The sequence below is a fragment of the Streptomyces sp. NPDC001157 genome (assembly GCF_053598255.1).
In genome coordinates this window covers 25,913-40,293 of record NZ_JBSFJW010000032.1, presented here as the reverse complement: position 1 = coordinate 40,293, position 14,381 = coordinate 25,913, and the positions used below count along the sequence as shown (strand labels likewise).

General features: G+C 70.9%; 13 protein-coding genes and 2 pseudogenes. 8 read left to right on the top strand and 7 right to left on the bottom strand.

The genetic code is table 11. The features are described from left to right. The first annotated feature begins 216 nt into the window (after positions 1–216). A complete protein-coding gene (locus ACWDAG_RS37280) occupies positions 217–1,353 on the top strand; it encodes a YihY/virulence factor BrkB family protein (RefSeq protein WP_450699993.1) in 1,137 nt (378 codons plus the stop codon). Positions 1,354–1,978: 625 nt separating this feature from the next. Here ACWDAG_RS37280 and ACWDAG_RS37275 read toward each other — a convergent pair. Beyond that, complete coding sequence (locus ACWDAG_RS37275; protein WP_450699992.1) at positions 1,979–2,119, bottom strand: hypothetical protein; 141 nt, start codon at positions 2,117–2,119, stop codon at positions 1,979–1,981. Here ACWDAG_RS37275 and ACWDAG_RS37270 point away from each other — a divergent pair. From ACWDAG_RS37270 to ACWDAG_RS37260, 3 genes and pseudogenes are all read left to right on the top strand, one after another. Beyond that, positions 2,064–2,504: pseudogene (locus ACWDAG_RS37270) on the top strand (helix-turn-helix domain-containing protein); the annotation flags it as partial. The gene ACWDAG_RS37275 and the pseudogene ACWDAG_RS37270 sit on opposite strands and share 56 nt — an antisense overlap. 97 nt (positions 2,505–2,601) lie before the next feature. Next, positions 2,602–2,712: pseudogene (locus tag ACWDAG_RS37265) on the top strand (AraC family transcriptional regulator); the annotation flags it as partial. 10 nt (positions 2,713–2,722) lie between these two features. Next, on the top strand, positions 2,723–3,409 hold the full coding sequence (locus ACWDAG_RS37260) for a DUF6597 domain-containing transcriptional factor (RefSeq protein WP_450699991.1): 687 nt from the start codon (positions 2,723–2,725) through the stop codon (positions 3,407–3,409). On the opposite strand, the gene ACWDAG_RS37255 is transcribed toward ACWDAG_RS37260, so the two are convergent. The 3 genes from ACWDAG_RS37255 to ACWDAG_RS37245 form a co-directional block, all read right to left on the bottom strand. Further along, the gene (locus ACWDAG_RS37255; RefSeq protein WP_450699990.1) at positions 3,392–3,793 is read right to left on the bottom strand and encodes a VOC family protein; all 402 of its coding nucleotides are present in this window, start codon (positions 3,791–3,793) and stop codon (positions 3,392–3,394) included. The two genes, ACWDAG_RS37260 and ACWDAG_RS37255, sit on opposite strands and share 18 nt — an antisense overlap. Before the next feature lie 53 nt (positions 3,794–3,846). Beyond that, positions 3,847–4,479 carry a VOC family protein gene (locus tag ACWDAG_RS37250; protein ID WP_450699989.1) on the bottom strand — a complete coding sequence of 211 codons (633 nt, stop codon included), beginning with the start codon at positions 4,477–4,479 and terminating at the stop codon, positions 3,847–3,849. Between the two features lie 147 nt (positions 4,480–4,626). Next, positions 4,627–5,667, bottom strand: coding sequence for a LacI family DNA-binding transcriptional regulator (locus tag ACWDAG_RS37245; protein WP_450699988.1), 1,041 nt, complete (start codon positions 5,665–5,667; stop codon positions 4,627–4,629). Positions 5,668–5,887: 220 nt separating this feature from the next. Between ACWDAG_RS37245 and ACWDAG_RS37240 the strand changes: the two genes are divergently transcribed. The 3 genes from ACWDAG_RS37240 (at position 5,888) to ACWDAG_RS37230 (ending at position 9,451) form a co-directional block, all read left to right on the top strand. Next, positions 5,888–6,466, top strand: a complete 579-nt coding sequence (locus tag ACWDAG_RS37240) for a putative Ig domain-containing protein (protein WP_450699987.1) — start codon at positions 5,888–5,890, stop codon at positions 6,464–6,466. 45 nt (positions 6,467–6,511) lie between these two features. Next, positions 6,512–7,771, top strand: a complete 1,260-nt coding sequence (locus ACWDAG_RS37235) for an alginate lyase family protein (protein ID WP_450699986.1) — start codon at positions 6,512–6,514, stop codon at positions 7,769–7,771. Between the two features lie 93 nt (positions 7,772–7,864). Continuing rightward, complete coding sequence (locus ACWDAG_RS37230; RefSeq protein ID WP_450699985.1) at positions 7,865–9,451, top strand: carboxylesterase/lipase family protein; 1,587 nt, start codon at positions 7,865–7,867, stop codon at positions 9,449–9,451. Between the two features lie 13 nt (positions 9,452–9,464). Here the strand turns inward: ACWDAG_RS37230 and ACWDAG_RS37225 are convergent, their stop codons facing one another. Both ACWDAG_RS37225 and mmuM read right to left on the bottom strand, forming a co-directional pair. Next, on the bottom strand, positions 9,465–9,587 hold the full coding sequence (locus tag ACWDAG_RS37225; RefSeq protein WP_450699984.1) for a hypothetical protein: 123 nt from the start codon (positions 9,585–9,587) through the stop codon (positions 9,465–9,467). 202 nt (positions 9,588–9,789) lie between these two features. Next, positions 9,790–10,713 carry a homocysteine S-methyltransferase gene (gene mmuM, locus ACWDAG_RS37220; RefSeq protein WP_450699983.1) on the bottom strand — a complete coding sequence of 308 codons (924 nt, stop codon included), beginning with the start codon at positions 10,711–10,713 and terminating at the stop codon, positions 9,790–9,792. Between the two features lie 124 nt (positions 10,714–10,837). On the opposite strand from mmuM, the gene ACWDAG_RS37215 reads away from it, so the two are divergent. After that, entirely contained in the window at positions 10,838–12,226 is a 1,389-nt protein-coding gene (locus tag ACWDAG_RS37215; RefSeq protein ID WP_450699982.1) for an amino acid permease, read from the top strand. A gap of 16 nt (positions 12,227–12,242) precedes the next feature. Here the strand turns inward: ACWDAG_RS37215 and ACWDAG_RS37210 are convergent, their stop codons facing one another. Further along, positions 12,243–14,354 carry an autotransporter gene (locus ACWDAG_RS37210; protein WP_450699981.1) on the bottom strand — a complete coding sequence of 704 codons (2,112 nt, stop codon included), beginning with the start codon at positions 14,352–14,354 and terminating at the stop codon, positions 12,243–12,245. Between the last annotated feature and the right edge of the window lie 27 nt (positions 14,355–14,381).

Here is a 14,381-nt window from a genome sequence, read left to right as displayed (position 1 = left end):
ACTTCATGAACGGTTCAAGGACATTTCGCCCAATGGCGATTTCGCGACCTTGTGGAATTTCCGATCAGGCTGACGACGTGTGCCGTTTACATGGGTGGCCGGATGAAAACCGGCCAATCAGGCCAACGCGGACATGACAGAAAAATGGGTCGGCTTCCTCCGGCCGCTGCCGGGCGGGGGATGAGTGCACCCGACCACGGCGGATACCGTTAGGTCGTGCAGTCAGCAAGTGAATCGCCGCAGAGCCCCTCCGGGCGTCTCCACCGGGCACGTGCCCTCTATCGGAACGTCTCGAAGCGCAGGACTGCCTGGCTGCTGCTCAAGGACACCGTGAACTCGTGCATGGAGTACCGCATCCTCGGCCTCGCGGCCGAGGCCGCGTTCTTCACGCTGCTGTCCGTGCCGCCCCTGCTGCTGAGCCTGATCGGCCTGCTCGGCTACGTCGACGACTGGACCGGCGCCCACTCCATCGCGAGCCTGGAGAACAACATCCTGGAGGCGTCCCGCACCGTCCTGTCCGACAAGGGCGTCCACGAGATCGCCCAGCCGATCCTGCACGACGTGATGAAGGGCGGCAGACCCGATGTCATCTCCATCGGCTTCCTGTTCGCCCTGTGGTCGGGCTCCCGCGCCGTGAACGTCTTCATCGACACCATCACCGTGATGTACGGCCTCGACGGCGTGCGCGGCATCGTCAAGACCCGGCTGGTGTCCTTCGCGCTGTTCATCGCGGCCCTGCTGATCGGCTCGGTCGCGCTGCCGCTGATGGTGGCCGGTCCTGATGCCGTGGTGAACGTGGTGCCGTGGTCGGAGACGGTGGTACAGGTCCTGTACTGGCCCGTCGTCATCGTCCTGTCGATCGTCTTCCTGACGACCCTGTACCACGTGTCCGTCCCCGTGCGCTCCCCGTGGATCGAGGACGTGCCCGGGGCCCTGGTGGCCCTCGCCATGTGGGTGCTCGGCAGCTACCTGCTGCGCATCTACCTGACCAGCACGGTCGAGGGCCCCACCATCTACGGCTCACTGGCCGCGCCCGTCGCCGTACTGCTGTGGATCGGCGTGTCCGCGTTCGCCGTGCTCGTCGGGGCCGCGGTCAACGCCGCAATCGACCGGGTCTGGCCGGCCGCCGCGACCGCCGCGGCCCGCGCCGCGAACGAGCGGCTGCGCGAGGTGCAGCTGGCCGAGCACGTGGCCCGCGCGGCCGCCGGCCACGAGACCGACCCGGCCGACCCGGACATGCCCTCCGAGTTCCCCGAACGCTGGTCCCGCTTCCTGCCGCCGGAGGACGTGACGTCCCGCCTGCGAACGCATGTGAAGAGCACCCATCCGCACCACAAACCGGAGGATTCCTGAAGCGCCCCGAAGGGGCGCGGGGGTGTCGATCTGCGGCTCCGCCCCGATGGGGGCCCCCGCTCGAGCGAAGCCGAGAGTGGGGAGCGACCAGCCACACACAAGCCGCACTCCGCGGACATTCCGCAACCCCGACTGCACTTCCCGCCAAACCTTCCACGTGCCCGAGGCGGCCGCCTCCCTCACAAAGTCCCCGAAGTCACGGGGCGCACGTCCCAACACCTGCCGGCCCCCGTCCGTGAGATGCGCATTCCGCCCGTCGAGCAGCCCCTCGAACACCCCCACCAGAAACTCCGCCTCCTCGGGCGGCACGCCGAACCCGGTCAGGGCCTCGCCATAAGCCCGCGCAGGCACCGGCGTATAAGAAACCGTCGTACCGGTCGCCGCAGAGATCTCCCCGACCGCTTCGCGGAGCGACAGCAGCCGCGGCCCGGTGATCTCCACCGTCCGCCCGACGTGCAGTTCCCCCGAGGTCAGCACGGCCGCGACCACGTCGCCGATGTCCCGCACATCGACGAACGGCTCCCGCACCTCACCGGCCGGAAAACTCCAGCTCCCCCCTGCTCAACTCCTCCACCAGCGGCCCCTCGCTGAAGTTCTGCGCGAACCACGCGGCCCGTACCACCGTCTAGTCCGCACCCGACGCCTTCAGCGCCTCCTCGGTCGCCGGCGCCTGCTCCTCCCCGCGCGCCGACAGCAGCACCAGCCGCGCGCGGGACGAGCCGGGCCAGGAGGTCGTCCTGGACCGCCTCCTCGACCTGTTGGTCATCGCAGCGCTCAGGGCCTGGTTCGCCCGCCCCGAGGCGGCGGCACCGGCCTGGTACCAGGCGCTGGCGGACCCCGTCGTCGGCAGGGTCGTCCGGCTGCTCCACGACGACCCCGCCCACCCCTGGACGGTCGCCTCGCTCGCGGCCAAGGCGGGAGTCTCCCGGGCAGCCCTCGCCCGCCGCTTCACCGGCCTGGTGGGCGAGCCCCCGATGACCTACCTGGCCGGCCGACGCCTGGCCCTGGCCGCCGACCGCCTGCGCGACACCGACGACACCCTGGAGGCGATCGCCGGCCAGGTCGGTTATGGCAGTGCGTTGGCTCTGTCCGGTGCTTTCAAGCGGGTGTATGGCGTGAGTCCGCAGGTGCATCGGGTGGGGTCGGCGTAGCGTTCCGTGCGTGTACGTGGAGTGGGTGTCGCGGCTGATCGGGGCCGCGTCGTGTGGACGTACTTCCTGTCCGGGGCGGGAGCTGGGTGTGTGCGCCTTGGAGGCGATCGCCGGCCAGGTCGGTTATGGCAGTGCGTTGGCTCTGTCCGGTGCTTTCAAGCGGGTGTATGGCGTGAGTCCGCAGGTGCATCGGGCGGGGTCGGCGTAGCCTTCGGTACGTGTACGCGGAGAGGGCGTCCCGGCTGACCGGGGCCGTCGTGTGGACGAACACGCCGTCCGCGGCCGGAGCCGGGCGTGTGCTGCCCGACGGCTGCATGGACCTGCTGTGGCACCAGGGCCGGCTGCTGGTCGCGGGGCCCGACACGCACGCGTACGTCACCGCGGGCGAGCGCGGAGTGTGGGTGGGCGTCCGCTTCTACCCCGGCACCGCGCCCGCCCTCCTCGGCGTTCCCGCAAACGAGCTGCGCGACCGGCGCGTCGCGCTCACCGAACTGCGTCCGGCCGCGGAGGTCCGCCGGCTCACCGCTCGCGTGAACGCCGCCGCCGAACCGGCAGGCGGCCTTGAGGAGTTGGCGCTGCGCCTGGCCGCCGACGCCGAACCCCCCGACCCGCTGCTACGGCACCTCGTGACCGCCCTCGGCGAGGGCCGCCCGGTCGCGGCCACCGCCGACGAACTCGGCCTCGGCGCCCGCCAGTTGCACCGCCGCTCCCTGGCCGCCTTCGGCTACGGGCCCAAGATGCTGGCCCGTGTGCTGCGGTTGCAGCGGGCGCTGGGCCTGGCCCGGGAAGGGGTGCCGTTCGCGGAGACGGCGGCCCGTGCCGGGTTCGCCGACCAGGCCCATCTGGCCCGGGACGTGAGGGAGCTCGCGGGGCTGCGGCTCGGGCAGCTACTCGGCCGCGGTTAGCTGCGCGAACAGGTCGACGCCGTTGCCGTCCGGGTCGTGCACGACGGCGTACCGCATCCCCCAGAAGGCGTCCCACGGCTTGAGCTCGCCGTGGTACCCGGCGCCCACCAGGTCCTCGTAGACGGAGTCGACCTCGGCGGGCGACCCGCACCTGAAGGCGAGCGAGATCCGGCCGCCGGTGGCCGGTGGCTGATAGGCCGGGTGGAAGGAACGGACGGTCTCCTCGGGATCCAGGGCGAGGGTAAGCCCGCCGGGCAGTTCGGCCTCGACGTGCGGCTGGTCCTCGGAGCCCTCGGGGAAGACGAGCCCGAGACGACGGTAGAAGGCGAGCGAGGCGGCCATGTCGGAGACGACCAGGCCGACCACGGCGAATCGTGGAGTCATACCGGCACCGTAGGCAGCGCCCGGGCGGCCGGTCTTGAAGGAATCGGACACGCTCAGCCGAAGGTCACCGGCCCACGAGGTGTGTCCACCGTGAACGAGAGACCCACCGGCCCCTCGGTCACGACGAGCTCGGCTCCGACGGCGGACAGCAGAGGGCGTATCTCGTCGGGCTCCGGAGCGGTGGCCGACAGCCGGAGCAGGGGAGTGACAGGCAGTCCCGTCGCCGTGGGGTGCGCCGAGGATCCCCAGTCGATGAGGAAGGGGACGAGACCGGACGGGTGCGCGGTGTCGCCGTCGGTCAGCCGCCACTCCAGCAGTGTGCCGTCCGGCCGGCGGCGACTCATCGGCCGTACCGGACCGGGGTCGTACCCCCGCGCCCGCGCCGACGCAACCGCCGCGTCCAGGTCCGGCGGACTGATCGCCCAGGTCACCGTCCGCGCGGAGACCAACTGGTCCACGTCGAACGGGCGCGGGCCCTCGGGCCCGGCCTGTTCCGGATCGGGCCCGATGATCTCCAGATAACTGGAACTGCCCAGCGAAACCAGGTAGTTGCGCGTCCCGAACCCCACATGCGCACCGCCGGGCGCAGGTGTCACACCGGTACGCCGGGCGAACTCGGCGACCGTTGCGGCGAGTTCGGGGGTCGCAAGGACGAGATGGTCCAGGTGCAGGGGAATGGCGTTCATCGCAGCCGAGGCTACGCAGACAGCCACCACAATGGAACACCCGTGCGGCAGCGGGTCATTCGTCGTGGCCGAGGGTGTCGGCAGCGCCCTGAAGGGGCGCGGGTAACTGCGCGACCAGGCACGACGTCGCCGCAGACGACCCACGACTCAGCGTCGGCGTGCCGTACTGGCCCGCTCCACCAGCCGAGTCGACAACTCCGTACGCGTCCCCTCCAGGCGATCCCCCGCCATCATCCGCACAAGCAAGTGCAACGCCCCCGCCGCCATCTCCGACAGCGGCTGCCGGATCGTGGTCAGAGCGGGAGCGACCCAGCGTGACTCGGGCAGGTCGTCGAAGCCCACCACGCTGATGTCGTCCGGGACCCGCAGCCCCCTTGCGGCCAAGGCTTTGTACACGCCCAACGCCATGTGGTCGGAGCAGACGAAGACCGCCGTCGGCGGTTCGGGCAGGTCCAGGAGGTCCAGCATGCGGCGGTGCGCGACGCTCTCGTCGAAGCCGGCGTGCTTGACGTACTCCGGGCGATGGCGGACCCCCGCCGACGCGAGTGCCGAGCGGTACCCGGCGACCCGGGCGCTGCTGCACATCTTGCGCTGGTGACCGGCGATGACGGCGATGCGTTCGTGGCCCAGGGAGAGCAGGTGCTCGGTCGCGGTGACACCGCCCTGCCAGTTCGCCGCGCCCACCGACACCACGCCCGGCGGGGGTTCGAGGACCGGGTCGATCAGGACGTACGGGATGCGGTGCGTGTCCAGCCAGGCGTACTGCGACGGCGTCAGCTCGGCCAGATTGAACAGCACACCGGAAGAACCGCGCGCGATCAGCTTGTCCAGCCAGCCGCGCTCCGGGCGCCCGCCACGGGTGCGGGTGAGTCCCGCCGAGACGACCACCTCAAGACCCACGGCGTGCGCCGCCGTCTCCACACCCTGCAGCACCGCCCCCGACCAGGAACTCTCCAGTGAGTGCACGACCAGGTCGACCAGCCCCGGCACCTTCGCGGCGTCGAACCGGGGTCTGCGGACATAGCCGAGCCGGTCCAGGGCCTCGGTGACACGGCGGCGCGTCTCCGGCGCCACGTCCTCCCGGCCGTTGACCACCTTGGAGGCGGTCGGTACGGACACCCCCGCCTCGCGGGCCACGACCGCCAGCGTCGGCCCCGCCGTGACGCTCGCACTCCCCGTGCGGACCATCGGGAACCACCTCTCCGGCCCGCCCGAGGGCCATGAAAAGTTTCGACCAGCGCGGAAACGGTAAGCGCTTCCTACACTAGGTTCACCCGAACACGTCGGAAAGAGGCCGGACTTCTCAGGATCTTCGCGGTTTCGGACTTTCGAAACTTCGAACCCGAGTGTGGTCACGCCAACCAGGGGCAGCTGACAGAAGACCAGCCGAAAGCCGGTGAAGCCGGCCGTGAACTCCGCGTCCACCAGGTCCACGGCAGGGATGGCGGCCATCGACCCGGTGAAACGGAGCCTGGATCCGTGGTCGTCGGAGAGCCTGCCGAAATCCAACGGCTCGCCGACGGGCACACGCACCCCGCCCCGCACACACCAGAACCGCGTCTCGGCCTCGTCGGTCGTCACGCCCAGCGTCACCGGAGCGTCCGTGTCGACGTCCACCACGGCCACCGTCCGCGTGCTGCCCGCGCTGCCCTTCGCCCTCGGGCCCCGCCCAGGTCAGGTCCAGTACCTCCTGCGTGCCTCGCACGAGCCCATACGCTTCACCGCGTCCGGGCTCCCCGACGGCCTGCGCGTCGACCGACGCACCGGCCTGATCTGCGGAACCCCCAACGAGACCGGTGAGTTCACCATCACCACCACCGTGGGCAGCACGTCGTACGACGACGGGACCTTCACCGTCCGCGGCGCGGGCGTCGACCTGACCGTCAACAACCAAGGGATGACAGGGCAGTTCGCACGACAGTCCGTCACCGGCGACTGCACGGTCACCGCCCGGCTGGTCTCCCGTACCGGTGGTTCGAAGAGGTGAGCATCACCCCCGACTGATCCCCCCCACGGATTGGAGTCGCACACAATGAGCCGCATATCCCCCCACCAGGGCCCCGCACAGGGCGAGTTGAGCCGCCGCGGTCTGCTGAGGACCGCGGGCGGGCTCACCGCCGCACTCGCCCTCGGGGGCTCAGCGGCCGCGCTGGCGGGCCCCACCGCCACCGCGGCACCGGCGACCTTCACCCACCCCGGCATGCTGCACAACGCCGGGGACATCAACCGTGCCAAGGTCAGGGTCGCGGCGAAGAACGATCCCTGGCTGTCCGGCTGGAACAGGCTGATCGCCAACTCCCACTCGCAGTCCTCCTGGAGGCCCGACCCGCAGGCCACGATCATCCGCGGCGGTAAGGGCGAGAACTACGGCATCCTCTACAACGACATCGCCGCCGCCTATCAGAACGCCCTGCGCTGGGCGGTCGGCGGCACGGCCGCCAACGGTGACACGGCCGTCAAGATCCTCAACGCCTGGTCGTCCAAGCTGACCACCCTCACCGGCAACGCCGACCGGTTCCTCGCGGCCGGCATCTACGGCTGGGAGTTCTGCCAGGCGGCCGAGCTCATGCGCGGCTACGCGGGCTTCGACCTGGCGAGGTTCCAGAAGATGATGGTCAACGTCTTCTACTCGCTCAACAACCAGTTCCTCACCCGGCACAACGGCGCCTGCGTCACCAACTACTGGGCGAACTGGGACCTGTGCAACATGGCCTCGATCATGGCCATCGGGATCCTCACCGACAACGCCGCCAAGTACGACCAGGCCGTGAACTACTTCAAGACCGGCGCGGGAAACGGTTCCATCCGGCACGCGGTGCCGTTCCTGTACTCCGACGTCGACGGCTACGACCTCGGCCAGTGGCAGGAGTCCGGGCGCGACCAGGGCCACACCATGATGGGCATGGGGCAGATGGGCGCGCTCTGCGAGATGGCCTGGAACCAGGGCGACGACCTGTACTCGTACGACAGCCGCCGCTTCATGAAGGCCGCGCAGTACGTCGCCAAGTACAACATCGGCCAGGCCGTGCCCTACACCGCCTACACCTGGGGCAGCGGCACGAACTGCAGGCGGCAGTCGCAGACCGTGATCAGCACCGGCAGCCGCGGCCAGGTCCGCCCGGTGTGGGCCATGCTCCACTTCCACTACAACCGGCGTCTGCACCTCGACGACAAGTACATCTCGGCCATGTACTACGACCTCGTCGCCCCCGAGGGTGGAGGAGGTGACTACGGCTCCACCAGCGGCGGCTACGACCAGCTCGGCTTCGGCACCCTGATGTACGCCAAGTAGCCGCCGAATCGCGCTCTGCACCGGAATACCGGGGCGATCTGTGGTGCTCTGTTGTTACCGGTGCAGTGGCGCGGTGAGGAGGCTGATGGTCGTATGACGGCAGCAGTCCAGGCAGATCCGGTGGTGAGCACGCCGTACGGGGCCGTACGAGGCCGGTACGAGCACGGCATCGCGGTGTTCCGCGGCATCCCGTACGCCGCACCCCCCTTCGGCCCCCGCCGGTTCCGGCCGCCCGTGCCGCCAGAACCCTGGGACGGTGTGCGCGACGCGGGTGCGTTCGGGCCGACACCGCCGAAGCCGCCGTACTCCGAGGCCTTCGAGAAGTACCTGTCCGACCCCGTCGTCTCCGGTGACGACTGCCTGAATCTGAACGTGTGGACGCCGGAGCCGGGCCCCGGGGCCCGGCTCCCCGTTCTCGTGTGGCTGCACGGCGGCGCCCTGACCAGGGGTTCCTCCGCAGTGCCCGTGTACGACGGACGGAACTTCGCCCGGGACGGCGTCGTCCTCGTCTCGGTCAACTACCGGCTGGGAGTCGAGGGCTACGGACTGTTCCCGGACGCCCCCGCCAACCCCGGCCTGCGCGACCAGCTCGCCGCCCTGCAGTGGGTGCACGAGTCGATCGCGGCCTTCGGCGGCGACCCCGACCGGATCACGCTCGCCGGGCAGTCCGCGGGGGCGATCAGCATCGGCGCCCTGCTGGCCGCCCCGCAGGCACAGGGGCTGGTACGGCGGGCGGTCCTGCAGAGCGGGCCGCCCGAGGCGTTCGAACGGGACAAGGTACGGCGCATGGTGCGCCGCATGGCGACCCGCCTGAAGATCCCCGCCACCGCCGCGGCCTTCGCCGAGGTCGACCGCGAACTGCTCCTGCGCACCCAGGCCGACGTGGGCAAACTCAGTAGCCCGGTGCTCGGTGGCCCCTCCTTCGGGATCGTCGTCGACGGCGACCTGGTGCCGTGCGATCCGCTGGAGGCGCTCATCGACGGCGACGCGGCGCGGGGCGTCGACCTGATGATGGGCTGGACCAGCGACGAGTACCGGCTCTGGCTCGTCCCCGGCGGCCTGGTGGAACGCGTCGACAGGCTCGGCGCGGTCGCCCTCGCCGGCGCCATGGCCCGCTGCCACTGCAACACCGAGGTGCCCCGCGGCTACCGCACCCTGCACCCCGAGGCCGGCACCGCCGAGATCGTCGGCCAGATGGTCACCGATCACCTGCTGCGCCTCCCGCTGCACCGCCTGGCCGACGCCCGCCCCGGCACCTCGTACGTGTACGAGTTCGGCTGGCCCTCCAGCCTCCCCGACCTCGGCGCCTGCCACGCCCTGGAGCTCGGCTTCGTCTTCGACACCGGCGACCTCCCCGAATCGCGCAAACTGGCAGGTGAGGGTGCGCCTCAGGAGCTGGCCGACACCATGCACGCGGCGTGGGTGCGGTTCGCGGCCGACGGGAACCCCGGCTGGGAGCCCTGGGACGCCACGCATCCGGTGCGGATCTTCGACGCGGGCGAGCCCCGCACGGCCCACGGGCCGCGGGACGCCGAGATCGCCCTGTGGACCGCAGACGCCCTCAGGACTCCGCCGTCCATGCCCGCATCGGTCCCGGTGGACGGCTCGCCCACCCGCAGCACCGAACTGCGGTCCGTCGTACGGCGGCTGCGGCTGCCCGGCTCGGTCCGCCGGCAGTGACCGCCGGGAGCGGCTACTCCCGGACTGCCGCCACCGAGTCCCGTACCACCACATGCGTCCCCAGCAGCAGATGCTCGTCAGGGGTCTCCGCGGTACGGACGGCGAGACGGCCCAGCTCCTCGTAGGGGACGTGCACCGTGGTCAGGGCCGGGTGCAGGCCGCGGGCGAACGGACCCTGATCGTGCTCCGGCCGACGTCCGCGCTCTTCCTCGTCATCGGCAACCGGTTCCCATGGGCTGAGGCCAGCGCCCCCAAGGGGCGCGGGGAACGGCGCGAGCAACCACGGACAATCCGAAGTCGCGAGGCAACAGAACCCCTACGGCGAAAGGGCGAACGGCTCAGCGACCCACGGTCCTGGCAATCCCCGCGATGGCCTCCGGCCCCACTCGGCAGCACCCACCGATCAGCCGCGCCCCGGACTCCCGCCACCCCGACACCTGCTCGGAGGTGAAGGAGGAACGCCCAGCCCAGGCACGCGCCTGCGCATCCCAGGCCTCCCCACTGTTGGGGTAAACGACGACCGGTTTACCAGTGACCCGGACGGCAGTCCGTACTGCACCGTCGACATCCTCCGGCGCACAGCAGTTGACGCCGACAGCGATCACTTCGTCCACGTCGGCGGCAAGACCGAAGGCCTCCTCCAGCGACTGCCCCGCACGGGTGCGATCACCGTCCACGGTGTACGAAAGCCAGGCGGGGACGCCAAGTCCCCGCACCCCCCGCAGCAGCGCCGCCGCCTCGTCGGAATCCGGCACCGTCTCCAGCGCGAGCACGTCGGGACGTGCGGCGGCCAGCACCTCCAGCCGGGGCCGGTGGAAGCGCTCCAGCTCGTCGACGCTCAGCCCGTACCGCCCCCGGTACTCGGAGCCGTCCGCGAGCATCGCCCCGTACGGGCCGACGGACGCGGCCACCCACAGCGGCCGCGCGACCCCCTTCGCCTGCGCCTGCCGCGCCGCCTCGCGCGCCAACTCCACGCTCAAGGAGAGCAGTTCGGCCGCCTTCTCGCGCCCGATCCCGCGCCCCGCGAACCCCTCGAACGTGGCCTGGTAGCTGGACGTGATCGCCACGTCCGCCCCCGCCTCGTAGTACGCGAGGTGCGCCTCGGTGATCGCCTCGGGCCGCTCGGCGAGCAGCCGCGCCGACCACAGCTCGTCGCTCAGGTCGTGCCCGGCGGCTTCGAGCTGGTTGGACATGCCGCCGTCGAGCACGACGGTTCCGGCGGCGAGGGCCTCGGCGAGGGAGGAAGGGGTGTCGCTGGTCATGAGAAGACGCTAGCCGAAGGGCTGGACGCCGACCGTTCATGTCCATCACGTGAACAGATCGCCCAGCATGTGGGACGCCGGGTTACGATCACGCACCCCCGTCGTCCTCTGCACGGAAAGCACCATGACTGCCCCCAGCCCCACCGAGGCCACCGCACCAGAGCCGGCCGCCACCCCCGCTCCCCGCCGCACCTTCGGCCTCGCCGCCGCCACCGCGCTGGTCATGGGCAACATCATCGGCGGCGGCATCTTCGCTTTGCCGGCCGCCGTCGCCCCGTACGGCACGGTGAGTCTGCTCGCGTTCGTCGTGCTGTCGATCGCCGCGGTGCTGCTCGCCCTGCTCTTCGGCGGGCTGGCCCGGCGCAGCCCGGTCACCGGCGGTCTGTATGTGTACCCGCGCGACGCGTTCGGCCCGTTCGCCGGGTTCCTGTCGGCCTGGTCGTACTGGACGATGTGCTGGGTCAGCATCGCCGCGCTCGCCGTCGCGGTCGTCGGCTACGTCGACGTCCTCGTCCCCCTGCACGGTAACCACGCTCTCGAAGCTGTCGTCGCGCTCGCCGCGCTGTGGCTGCCGGCGGTCGCGAACTTCGCCGGGACGCGCTGGGTCGGTGCGGTCCAAGTGGTGTCGACGGTCCTGAAGTTCGTGCCGCTGCTGCTCGTCTCCACGATCGGGCTCTTCTTCGTCGACGCGGACAACTTCGGCCCGTTCAACGCCTCCGGCGACAGCGCGCCCGGCGCGCTCGCCGCTGCGGCCGCCCTGCTCCTCTACAGCTTCCTCGGCGTCGAGTCGGCCGCGGTCAGCGCGGGCGAGGTCGAGAACCCGGAGCGCACCGTGGGCCGCGCGAGCGTCCTCGGCACCCTGGGCTCCGCCCTCGTCTACCTCCTCGGCACGGTCGCCGTCTTCGGTCTCGTCCCGCACGACAAGCTGGTGAAGTCCGGCGCCCCCTTCGCCGACGCCGTGAACGCGATCACCGGCGGCTCCTGGGGCGGCACGGCCATCGCCCTGGTCGCCGTCGTCTCGATCACCGGCTGCCTCAACGGCTGGATCCTGATGGCCGCACAGATGCCGTACGCCGCCGCCCGCGACGGCCTCTTCCCGGCACCGTTCGCGAAGGTCGGCAAGGGCGGGGTGCCCGGCTTCGGGGTCTGGGCCGTGGCCGTCCTCGGCACGCTCCTGATCGCCCTGAACTACACGGCGGGCCCCGACACCACCTTCCGCGTCCTCGTCCTGATCACGACGTTCACCGGCTGTGTGCCCTACCTCCTGTCGGCCGCCGCGCAGCTGTACTGGCTGGCCCAGGGCACCCGCGAGCGCGTCCACCCGGCCGGACTCGCCCGCGATCTGACCGTCGCCGCCCTGTCCTTCGCGTTCTCGTTCTGGCTGATCGCGGGCGCCGGTTACGCGGCCGTCTACCAGGGCGTGCTGTTCCTGTTCGCGGGGATCCCGGTCTACGTGTGGCTACAGGGGCGGAAGCGGGAACCGGCGGGGGAGTCGTCCACGCTGTCCGTGTGAGGCGGTGCAGCGGCGGCTAACCGTGCGCCGCATGCCGTCCGCCCCTCGGCCGGCCGCTGCGCCCGCGCTGGACCGCCGGCACCACGAGCCCGACGAGCAGCCCCGCCGCCAGTACGTACGGCCACCAGCCGAGGCCACTGCCGGAGGTGTTGGCGGTGCGGGTGGCGGCGGCACCCGCCGTACCGGACGATGCGGTGTCCGGGTGGGCGGCGGCGGAGTGGCCGGTGCCGGTCGCGGTCAGGGTCACGTCGTTGCCGTCGCCGCCCTTGTAGCTGATCCGGTAGACCGTGTCGGCGAGCTTCAGGCGTGCACCCTCCTTCAGTCCCCGGAACGTGCCGGTCGTCTTCGACCTGCCGCCGTGCTCCAGGACGGTGATCTCACGCGTGGGCCTCGTCCCGGCGGCCGACAGGTCGAGGTCTCCGGCCAGCCGGACCGACGATCCCGTCACCTTCAACGGCTCGGCGCCCAGGACGAGTTCACCCCTCGCGCTCTGCGTGTAGCTCCCGGAGACCGTGACCCCGCCCGCCACCACACCATCGTTGGTCACCGCCCCCGTCACGGTGCCTTTGCCGGTCAGCGTGGTGGCCACGCGCAGTCCGGCCGGTCCGGGGTCGAGCCGCGAGCCCGTCGAGCCGAGTCTGATCGCCTTGCTGTGGACGAGGGTCGCGCCGGAGCGCAGCGCCAGGGTGCCCTTCTTGACCGTCGTGGTTCCGGTGTACGTCACCCCGCTTCCCGTCAGGGTCGCCGTGGCGGCCCCGGTCTGTGTCAGTGATCCGCTGCCGCTGATCCGGGACAGGGCCAGGTCCTTGCCCGTGTTGTTCAGCACCAGCGAGCCGTTGTCGACCACCTTGTAGAGGCCACCCTTGGTGTAGAGCCCGCCGTCCCCGCCCGGCTTGCCGCTGCCCAGTCGCAGTACCGCGCCCTTCTCGACCGTCGTCGAGCCGTTGTAGTACTGGACGGCGGCGAAGGTCACGTCGTTGCCCTTCGTTCCCTTGATGACGATGTCCCCGGCGCCGGGCGCGGCCAGCGTGTCGTGGAACCTGCCGCCGCCGATGGGAGCGCCCAGCGTCACCGGCCCGTCGTAGTCGAACGTGAGCAGCGAACGGAAGCGCGCCGCGAGCAAGTTGATGTAAACGGTCTCTGCCGTGCCCGGCATGAAGATCTTGTGGGTCGTGCCGTCGCCCCACTGGACGTTCGCGCCCTTGATGTTGGTGCCGCGCTTGTTGACGTTCTTGTGCGCGGGCGTCCAGTTCAGGGACGGGTCGCTGAGTGAGGGGTCGGTGTCGCCGCCCTGGTTCGACCAGCTGTACTGGCCGGTCAGGATCACCTTGCTGCCGGGCCGGGACTGGACGTTGATGTCACTGCCGTACTCGCGCTGGTAGAAGTCCATGCCCATGGTGACGGTCTGACCGAGAGGCGTGTCCACGGTCCAGGTGCCCTGGTTCAGGACCTTGCGCACGTTCGGCAGCGATGTGGCGAACTCCGGCGCGCCGGCGCTGAGTTGCGTGCCGTTGTCGATCACCCCCGAGAAGGAGTGGGTGCCCGACAGGGCCCAGCTGCCCCAGAGGAAGCGGGGCTGCGTGATCAGGCCCGATCCGCTGATCGTGCCCAGGTTGTAGGCGCTCGTCAGCGACAGCCGCAGCGTGCCGTCGACCCGGATGTTGTCCTGGTTGAGCCGGAACGCCGGGGTGTTGTACGGGAAGTGCCCGATCAGCCCGGTCGTCCCGCCGTCGCCGTACTGCAGGGTCGCGCCCCGCTCGACGGTGATCGCGGGCGGGTCGGCGTCGGCCGTGGTGACGTACGGGTGGTTGCCGCCCTGCGTCCGCACGACCTGCCGCTGCCGGGACCGGGGGAGCGTGAAGTCGCTGTCCTTGGTGAGGACCAGCGTCCCGCCGCCGCGCACCGTGAGTGTGCCCTCGCCGCGGAACACCCCGTCATACGTCGTCGTCCCGGACGGCACGGTGACCACGGCGTCGCCGGTCAGTGTCACGTCCCGGTCGGCGAGTACGTCGGCGGTGACGTCACGGGTGCCGGCGGCCACCGCGGGGGGAGCGGTGCAGAGCAGGGCGGCGACCGCCGCGAGGGCTCCGGCGACGGCTGCTGTCTGGTGGGGGGTATGGCTGCGCACGTCAGAGGAGACGGGCCGGGAGGCGGC

Excerpts from the sequence above, each read along its gene's own strand:
- ACWDAG_RS37275 (WP_450699992.1), bottom strand. The coding sequence starts at position 2,119 with ATGACCAACAGGTCGAGGAGGCGGTCCAGGACGACCTCCTGGCCCGGC.
- ACWDAG_RS37255 (WP_450699990.1), bottom strand. The coding sequence starts at position 3,793 with ATGACTCCACGATTCGCCGTGGTCGGCCTGGTCGTCTCCGACATGGCC.
- ACWDAG_RS37250 (WP_450699989.1), bottom strand. The coding sequence starts at position 4,479 with ATGAACGCCATTCCCCTGCACCTGGACCATCTCGTCCTTGCGACCCCC.
- ACWDAG_RS37245 (WP_450699988.1), bottom strand. The coding sequence starts at position 5,667 with ATGGTCCGCACGGGGAGTGCGAGCGTCACGGCGGGGCCGACGCTGGCG.
- ACWDAG_RS37235 (WP_450699986.1), top strand. The coding sequence starts at position 6,512 with ATGAGCCGCATATCCCCCCACCAGGGCCCCGCACAGGGCGAGTTGAGC.
- ACWDAG_RS37230 (WP_450699985.1), top strand. The coding sequence starts at position 7,865 with ATGACGGCAGCAGTCCAGGCAGATCCGGTGGTGAGCACGCCGTACGGG.
- mmuM (WP_450699983.1), bottom strand. The coding sequence starts at position 10,713 with ATGACCAGCGACACCCCTTCCTCCCTCGCCGAGGCCCTCGCCGCCGGA.
- ACWDAG_RS37215 (WP_450699982.1), top strand. The coding sequence starts at position 10,838 with ATGACTGCCCCCAGCCCCACCGAGGCCACCGCACCAGAGCCGGCCGCC.